Annotated in this window: 5 protein-coding genes and 1 pseudogene; 4 read left to right on the top strand and 2 right to left on the bottom strand. The window is 48.1% G+C overall.

All coding sequences use genetic code 11. The features are described 5' to 3' along the window. Both ACFPMF_RS27890 and ACFPMF_RS27885 read left to right on the top strand, forming a co-directional pair. A pseudogene (locus ACFPMF_RS27890) lies at positions 1–428 on the top strand (malate synthase); the annotation flags it as partial. A gap of 142 nt (positions 429–570) precedes the next feature. Next, on the top strand, positions 571–2,847 hold the full coding sequence (locus ACFPMF_RS27885) for an NADP-dependent malic enzyme (RefSeq protein ID WP_379851449.1): 2,277 nt from the start codon (positions 571–573) through the stop codon (positions 2,845–2,847). Between the two features lie 124 nt (positions 2,848–2,971). Here ACFPMF_RS27885 and ACFPMF_RS27880 read toward each other — a convergent pair whose 3' ends face one another. Together ACFPMF_RS27880 and ACFPMF_RS27875 are read right to left on the bottom strand one after the other, a co-directional pair. Continuing rightward, complete coding sequence (locus ACFPMF_RS27880) at positions 2,972–3,712, bottom strand: response regulator (RefSeq protein ID WP_379851447.1); 741 nt, start codon at positions 3,710–3,712, stop codon at positions 2,972–2,974. An 8-nt stretch (positions 3,713–3,720) separates the two neighbouring features. Then, positions 3,721–5,466 (bottom strand): sensor histidine kinase, encoded by a 1,746-nt coding sequence (locus ACFPMF_RS27875; RefSeq protein WP_379851445.1) that lies wholly within the window; start codon positions 5,464–5,466, stop codon positions 3,721–3,723. A gap of 1,055 nt (positions 5,467–6,521) precedes the next feature. Here ACFPMF_RS27875 and ACFPMF_RS27870 point away from each other — a divergent pair. Both ACFPMF_RS27870 and ACFPMF_RS27865 read left to right on the top strand, forming a co-directional pair. Further along, on the top strand, positions 6,522–7,157 hold the full coding sequence (locus ACFPMF_RS27870; RefSeq protein ID WP_379851443.1) for a sugar transferase: 636 nt from the start codon (positions 6,522–6,524) through the stop codon (positions 7,155–7,157). 115 nt (positions 7,158–7,272) lie between these two features. Beyond that, positions 7,273–8,412 (top strand): DegT/DnrJ/EryC1/StrS family aminotransferase, encoded by a 1,140-nt coding sequence (locus ACFPMF_RS27865; protein WP_379851441.1) that lies wholly within the window; start codon positions 7,273–7,275, stop codon positions 8,410–8,412. Positions 8,413–8,523: the final 111 nt, after the last annotated feature.

The raw sequence follows: 8,523 nt of genomic DNA, 5'->3' as shown, positions 1-8,523 counted from the left end.
TGATGGAGGACATGGCGACGGGTGAAATCCGGTTGAGCATTTTGTGGGAGTGGCTGCATAAGGGGGCGGTATTGACCGAAGGGGATCCCGAGACGGGCACCAAAGCCGGGGCGGTTTTTACCCAGGAGTTATTTCAAACATTGCTGAAACAGGAGTACGAAAAACTGTTGCAGGCCAGCGATAAGGATGTTTTTGCAGCGTCGAAAAGTACGACGCTGCCGATCGCGCGGGAGATCGCTACGGTCTTCGTTTTGAGCAAAATAAAGGTCCCCTGGTTCATCGACCTGCTGAACATCAACCTTAATAACCTGGATCTGGCGGAAGCCAAACGACGGATTGAACTGTATATAGATGCGCTGACTAACGAGGGAAAGCGCATTACTGAAAACCTCGATTTTGCCGAAGTCGCGAAAATAAATCTCGTTTGAAATTGGATGGTCGGGGTTTGGCGGTTAACTTGATTCGCCATCTTAAACCGTACGGGTTCATTCGTGCGGACCCATTCCTGCTTAACCCTGACCATCCGACGTTCGATGGTCCCATTCAAACGCACTCAATTTCTGCAAAACGATGCAACAGACCATTCGGCGTGAGGATGCCCTTGAGTACCATGCCAAGGGCCGTCCCGGAAAGATTGAAGTCATTCCGTCCAAAGAATACAGCACCCAGCGCGACCTTTCGCTGGCTTACTCGCCCGGCGTTGCCGAACCTTGCCTGGCGATTGCGGCCGATCCCGACGATGCGTTTAAATACACCGCCAAAGGCAATCTGGTGGCCGTTATCAGCAACGGGACGGCGGTGTTGGGACTGGGCGATATCGGGGCCCTGGCCAGTAAACCGGTTATGGAGGGCAAGGGACTGCTGTTTAAGATTTACGCCGATATTGATGTGTTTGATATTGAGCTTAACACCACAAACATCGACGAGTTTGTCCGGACCGTTAAAATTCTGGAACCCACTTTCGGCGGGGTGAATCTGGAAGACATCAAGGCACCCGAATGCTTTGAGATCGAGCAGAAACTGAAACAGGAACTGACCATTCCGGTCATGCACGACGATCAGCACGGCACAGCCATCGTGAGCGGAGCGGCTTTGTTGAATGCGCTGGAACTGGTGCGCAAGCGCATCGAAACCGTACAGTTTGTCATTCTGGGGGCCGGGGCTGCGGCTATTTCCTGCGCGAATCAGTACGTGGCGCTCGGAGCCCGACGGGAAAACATGGTCATGTTCGACATCCACGGCCCGTTGCGCACCGATCGCACGGATCTGAACGATATCACCCGACCGTTTGCGACCAGCCGGAATATCGAGTCGATGGCCGACGCCTTTGCCGGAGCCGATGTCTTTGTCGGTTTGTCGAAAGGCAATCTGGTCAGCCCGGATCTGATCCGGTCGATGGCGAAGGATGCGATTGTTTTTGCGATGGCCAATCCGGTGCCGGAAATTACGTATCAGGAGGCCATCGAAGCGCGCCCGGATTTGATCATGGCAACGGGTCGGTCCGATTATCCGAATCAGGTCAATAACGTGCTGGGCTTTCCCTACATCTTCCGGGGGGCGCTCGATGTGCGGGCGACCGAGATCAACGAAGCCATGAAACTGGCGGCCACGTACGCGCTGGCGGAACTGGCCAAACGAACTGTTCCGGATCTGGTGAATCTGGCGTATAATGAGCCCAATATGATTTTTGGCCGGGATTATATCTTGCCCAAACCGGTTGATCCGCGCTTGCTGACGACGGTGGCTCCCGCCGTGGCGAAAGCGGCCATGGATTCGGGCGTGGCCCGGCAGCCCATTCAGGATTGGGATGCCTACGAACAACAGCTCGCCCGGCGGATCGGGCAGGAAAACCCGATCTCGCGGGTTATTCTGGCCAAGGCGAAGGCCAATCCCAAACGGGTCGTTTTTGCCGACGCCGAGAACCTGAAAGTCCTGAAAGCCGCCCAACAGGTCCGGGATGAGGGGATTGCCCACCCCATTTTATTGGGAGAGGTCGATAAAATCCAGCCGCTTATCCGGGCGAACAACCTCGATCTGGGCGCTGTTCCGATCATCGATCCCCGTTCGGCGGAGCAGGAAGCGCTGGTGGACCGGTTTGGGGAACTGTACTTTGAGAAGCGTAAACGCAAAGGTGTCAACCCCACTGAAGCCCGGAAGCTGATGATGATTCGCAATTATTTTGGCGCGATGATGGTCGAAACCGGGGAGGCCGATGCGCTTATTTCGGGACTGACGCGTACGTATCCGGATGCGATCCGGCCCGCTTTGCAGATCATCGGCAAAGAGCCGGGGGTGCGGAAAGTGGCAGGGATGTATATTCTGCTGACAAAATATGGCCCGCTTTTCTTTTCGGATACGACGGTCAACGTCAATCCATCGGCTGCGGAAATTGTGGAGATTACCGAACTGACGGCCCAGGCGGTGGAGCGGTTCAACATCAAACCCCGGATTGCCCTGGTTACGTACTCCAATTTCGGCAGTGCCAAAGGTGAGGATGCTGAAAAGATGCATGAGGCCGTCGAACGGTTACAGCAGAAATACCCCGACCTGACGGTGGATGGCGAAATTCAGGCGCATTTGGCGTTCAATACGGAATTGCTGCGGCACAATCACCCGTTCAGCAAGCTGGTGGAAGAAGGGGCCAATACACTGATTTTTCCGAACCTCTCGGCGGCCAATATTGCCTACAACCTCATGCGGGAAGCGGCCGGTTTAGACGCGATTGGTCCCATTTTGCTGGGTATCCGTAAACCGGTATACGTGCTCCAGATGGGCTCGTCCGAACGCGAGATTGTCAACATGGTCGCCATCGCCGTGGTCGAAGCCCAGGGGAAGGAAAACCGGTGAACAGGCCGGACGCGTTGTTAAACTCTGCTCGATTGGCTGAGCCCGCCAGGCTGTGGAGAGGAAAGCCGGGCTGACCCGTTGCCAAACCGGCGTTCCGTCCGGTTCTTCCGTTTTATTCAGCGGCCTAACGGGTTCTGACGACAGCCAATTGTTTTAGCAGGTCCATACGACTTCCTTCCGGGATGGGGATGGCGTATGGATGCCGGTGCATAAAGAGCTGATTGCCCTCGATTCGTTCCAGGTGATTCATGTTAATCAAGACGGAGCGCGATAACCGGTAGAAGTTAGGGGTGGAAAAATACTGTGCCAGGTAGCCCAGATTCATGGTTAACAAATGAGGGATTTCTTCCTGAATCATGAATATGTTTACGTACGACCCATTGGCCTGGAGGTAAACCACATCATTTTTAAGAATCTTTTTATATCCTTTCTTAATCGGCAAAAACAGACTGTCAGAAGTCTGTGTCTTATCGGGGTCCTTGGTCGCTGAAAGATAATTGTAGTAGGCCAACTCGATCTGCATCGTCAACTCATTGTTACGAAACGGTTTTAGCAGATAGGCTGCTGGCATGGTTTTTTTTGCCTCTTCAAAAATAAGCGACTCGGAGTTGGCCGTCAAATAGATGATTGGCATCGCATGGTAGATGAGTAGTTTGCGAGCGGTTTCAATGCCATTGTCAGTAGCGCCATCGAGTTGAATATCGATAAGGGCCAGATCGGGGGGATTTTTTATTACGGATGCAATGGCCTCCTGCGTATTTCGGGCGATAGCCGTGACCACGTGGCCGGACTTCTCTAAGGTTTCGCAAATGTCTGTAGCTGTAATTAGCTGATCCTCAATAATCAAAATGCGTAATGAGTCCATATCATTTTTTAACATTTAAACTCCATTCTAAACTGGCTTCCAGCATGGGCCGTAAACTGGTAAACCCCCTGCAACTGCTCGACCTGCATTTGAATCAACCGTAACCCGAACGTCCTGACCGACGAGACCTTTTCATTTTGAAAGGAAGGTAAAAAGCCTGGCCCGTTGTCAGACACCGATAAGACGATGCGATTCGCCTGCTGACAACAGGAAATCTGCAAAACCGGATTGGGATGATTCATAAACGCATATTTACAGGTATTGGTAATTAATTCGTTAACAATCAGGCCGATTGGCATGGCCTGGTCGGCGGGTAGTTCGATGGGGTCTATGGTATACTCGATTTCGGCAGTCGAAAAACCAAAGGTTAGGAGTACACTTTCCACGAGTTCAGTGATAAACTCAGCTAGTTTTACCGTGGCCAGCTTATCACCATCATACAGCCTTCGGTGCAGAATGGCCATTGCGGAAACCCGTAGTTTACTTTCCTCAACGGCCTTCCGGGCGGTTGCATCTTCCAGGCGGTTGGATTGTAGACTTAACAAGCTGGAAATTACCTGCAAATTATTTTTAACCCGGTGATTTTGCTCCTTGACTAAGACGACATTCTGGTCACTAATGCGTTTGTATTTACGATTGAGTCGGAAGAAAAATACACACAGGGTGCCCGAAACGGCGACAAGTACCAGTACGGCCCCGATGAACCATTGTTGAATGGTAAGAATTTTAGAACGCAGAATCAGTTCTTTTTTCTGCGTTTTAAGCAAGTTCTCTTTTTTCTCCAGGTCATATTCGACATTTAGCCGGGAAACCGCCCCTTCCCGGTCTGCCATCAACACATTCTTTTCCAGCTTTGCCAGTTTCTGAGCGTGTTCAAAAGCGCGCTTCCAGTTATGGGCATTCTGGTAATACGCGATATAAGTCTGTTCGAGTAATTGCAACTGGATGTGCTCCTGCACCTGCGAGCTTTCTGAAAGTTGTTGTGCCTCACGAAGCAGGCTCCAGGCTTGATTCGGACGGTTTAGTGTTGTATAAACCGATGCTAGTTGCAACATAATACTTATCCGAATCGCGTCCTTTGCCAGTTTGGTGTAGATGGCCAGGGCGGTTTCCATATACGGTATGGCTAACGGACTCTTCCTGACATTCCAGAGATAGAATCCCAAATAATTGCTCGTAACGGCGATCGCTAAGGAGTCTTTCCGCTTATACGCGATTTGTTCAGCCTTTCGGAAATAATGTAATGTACTGTCATAAAAGGAGCTCTTATTTTCTTTCTGCTCAATCCTTGGCAGGCCATAAGCGTGGAGATCAGCTAACGCATTGTAGGAGCGCATCAGGCCCTTTTCCGATTTTATTCGTTGAAAAACATCCATTGAAAGACGCGCATACTGATAAGCCTCTTTATAATGCTGCTGTTCGTTTTCGATGATGTATAACCGGTGATAAAGTCTCCCCAACTCATAGGAATCACCCCGTGGTTCCAACTTTCCCAAAGCGCGGAAAAAAAAACGTTGGGATGTTAAGTAATCGCCAGCGGCATTATAAATCTTACCATACAGGTAGGCGGCTTCGGCTAGCTGCACCGTATCGTTCTGAACGATCGCGGCCCGGTAAACAGAGTCAGCAAAAAGTAATTTCTCGGTTTGCAGCTTTAGCGGAACGACTTTTTGGCCCATTGCGGGTAACAGAATTCCACACCAGACAAGCTGCCTAACCAAGAACACTCCATGTCGACAAAGGGTAGAAAACATGACAACTGCGAGGAAAGCTAGGGGGATAGGAACCGGCCCGTTTGCAAAAAATGACTAGATAAAATACTCGGCAATTCGACTAGAAAAAGATAAGATTCAATTCCAAAATTGATGATAACTACGTATAGATGTTCAAAAGTATAATTGTATTTTTCAGGTAAATCGTAGTGAAGGGTAGAATTGGTACGAGTCAGGTTTTTGCCAAAAAATCACTTTTTTACTATATTTTTCAAAAGTACAAACATATAATATATATATTGTGTCAAAAAAACATAGGCGGAATTTTTCTAATGCCCATTGAGTTTCCAGACGACTCTCTTTCGTATCTAGAGATATATGAGAAATATTTTCATATATTCTGCCAAAAAAATCCTTATAAAGAAAAAGGGGGAATTCGTAAAGAAAAATACGGGCTTAGTGCGTTTATTATTGTTAACAATTCCCGGATTTGGTAGCTTAGACTATATTAATTAATAGATTCTGAATACAAAATAAACAAATTGCGTGTATAATATTGGTTATTAGTCTATTATGGAAACCTTTTGAGGCAGTCGTATAGTCCAGAAGGAAGTTATAGTTAACTCTGTCCTACATGTATGATCATACCTTCTACTCCGGTTTCAAGTGAACCCCCTTTTTCGTATGCCCTTGATCCACTAATCCGGAAAGAGCTACCCTATTCTCCTCTTCCGGACGAGGACCTTTCGGATTTTCTTTCGCAATTAGCTCCGGCCGAGCGGTGGTATTCTCTACCACAGTCATCACTTTTTGACCGACAGACGCTACCCAATAACCAGCATGTGTTTTTGCGAAAAGTTCTTTTAAAAGCTGACAACCCTACATCGATTTTTGAAAATATTCGGAGCGGTTTATCTGAAAATCAATACTTTGCTTTTAAAATTGAAACGGCAGAAAATATTAAAGTAGCGCTAAAGAATAAATTTCCCGGTTTATTATTTACTACATATTATCCCTTCCACTTTTTGTGGCATCGCGTACTGCCGAAGCTCAAAGGCCTTCGAAAAATAAGCCGTGTCCTTAAGATTTCGGTCGATATGTCCAAGGCAGAAATAATGGGGCGGCTGATTTATCACGGTTTTCAAATTGTTCAGATTCGGGAGACCAATAAGGAAACGTTTTTTGTTACCCAGCCTCACCCTTCCTGCATTCCCAGTCTTTCTGAACCCTTACCCAATGAAGGGTTCATCTTTTCCATGAAGCGGTTGGGGATAAACAAGAAACCCATTACGGTCTATAAACTTCGGTCGATGCACCCGTATGCGGAGTATGCTCAGGATTATTTGCACAAAACCAATGGTCTGGACACCGGCGGTAAATTTAAAAATGATTATCGGGTCAGCACGGGCGGACGATTTATCCGGAAGTATTGGATCGATGAATTGCCGATGCTGTATAATCTGCTGAAAGGCGACATCAAACTGATTGGAGTTCGTCCCATCAGCGAACACTATTTTAATTTATACCCGGAATCCCTGCAAACCATTCGGAGTAAACATAAACCGGGTCTTCTCCCGCCCTATTATGCGGATTTACCCAAAAACCTCGATGAGATCGTGGAATCGGAGTTAAAATACCTGAAGGCCTACGAAACCGAACCATTTAAAACGGACCTCGACTATTTAGGGAAGATTTTCAAGAATATTTTCGTGCATAAGGCACGAAGTCAATAAAAGAAATGGGCGGAAATTTATTGTATCAGCGATAGAATAAAGAAACTAGTAAGAAGTAGTAAGAGGGATTGGCGATAGGATGAACGAATTTTACTGACACATGCGTACGAATTTTATGGTGGAAGACCCCATTCAGATGGTCGATTTGAAGAAGCAATACTTACGGAATAAAGTTGCTATCGATGAGGCTATCCATCATTGCATTGATCAGTCCACCTTTATTAAAGGCCCCCAGGTTACCCAATTTGAACGGGCCTTAGCTGCCTATTTATGGGCAGAGGAGGTGATTGCCTGCGCCAATGGGACAGATGCGCTGCAACTGGCCATGATGGCGCTTGATCTCCGGCCTGGTGACGAGGTGATCGTTCCGGCTTTCACGTACGTTGCCACCGCCGAAGTTATTGCGCTGCTTGGCTTAATCCCTGTCATGGTGGATGTAGATCCCGTTACCTTTACCATTACTGCTCAGGAGATTGAAAAAGCCCTGTCCAGGAAGACCCGGGCGGTGGTTCCCGTTCACTTGTTTGGTCAGTGTGCCGAAATGGAGCCCATCCTTCAGCTATGCCGTTCCCATCAGATCTACGTGATCGAAGATAATGCCCAAGCCATTGGTGCGCATTATACGTTTAGCGATGGTGAAGTAAAGTCGGCCGGCTGTTTGGGGGACCTGGGCACAACCTCATTTTTCCCTTCGAAGAATCTGGGGTGTTTTGGAGACGGCGGAGCGGTTTATACCAACGATACCGATCTGGGAGAACGGGTACGGAAAATCGCTAATCATGGACAAAGTCAGAAATATAAACACGATTTAATTGGCGTTAACTCTCGGCTGGATACTCTCCAGGCCGTCATTCTGTTGGAAAAATTAAAATTGCTGGATGATTATACCGCAGCCCGACAATGGGCGGCAGCCTGGTATGATCAGGCTTTAGCGGACATTTCCAAAATTGAAATTCCAGCCCGTGCTTCTTCCTCAACCCACGTATACCACCAGTATACCTTAAAAGTGCCAGCTCGGGACCGCGATGGCCTGAAAGCATTTCTCCAGCAGAAACAAATCCCAAGTATGGTGTATTATCCTATTCCGTTGGCAAAGCAAAAAGCGTATCAGGATTTGGGGCGGATTGTCGGAGATCTGGCGGTAACGGAAGAGCTTTGTCAACGTGTCATTTCGCTGCCCATGCATACCGAACTATCCGAAATGCAGTTGGAATACATTTGCCAAACGGTGGACGACTATTTTATTGATCCGTGAATAAGCTTATAATAATCGTATCTTGTTGTCGGTATGGGAAAATACAAACAATCAGATTACGAACTACTCCGCAGACGCTGTGTTGAACTAGATCTGGCGGGTTGGAAGCAA

It is taken from the genome of Larkinella bovis (assembly GCF_042655385.1).
Taxonomy (GTDB): Bacteria; Bacteroidota; Bacteroidia; order Cytophagales; family Spirosomataceae; genus Larkinella; species Larkinella bovis.
The sequence above is the reverse complement of the archived record's forward strand: the minus strand, read 5'-3'. Positions and strand labels throughout refer to the sequence as shown.

Excerpts from the sequence above, each read along its gene's own strand:
- ACFPMF_RS27885 (WP_379851449.1), top strand. The coding sequence starts at position 571 with ATGCAACAGACCATTCGGCGTGAGGATGCCCTTGAGTACCATGCCAAG.
- ACFPMF_RS27880 (WP_379851447.1), bottom strand. The coding sequence starts at position 3,712 with ATGGACTCATTACGCATTTTGATTATTGAGGATCAGCTAATTACAGCT.
- ACFPMF_RS27875 (WP_379851445.1), bottom strand. The coding sequence starts at position 5,466 with ATGTTTTCTACCCTTTGTCGACATGGAGTGTTCTTGGTTAGGCAGCTT.
- ACFPMF_RS27870 (WP_379851443.1), top strand. The coding sequence starts at position 6,522 with ATGTCCAAGGCAGAAATAATGGGGCGGCTGATTTATCACGGTTTTCAA.
- ACFPMF_RS27865 (WP_379851441.1), top strand. The coding sequence starts at position 7,273 with ATGGTGGAAGACCCCATTCAGATGGTCGATTTGAAGAAGCAATACTTA.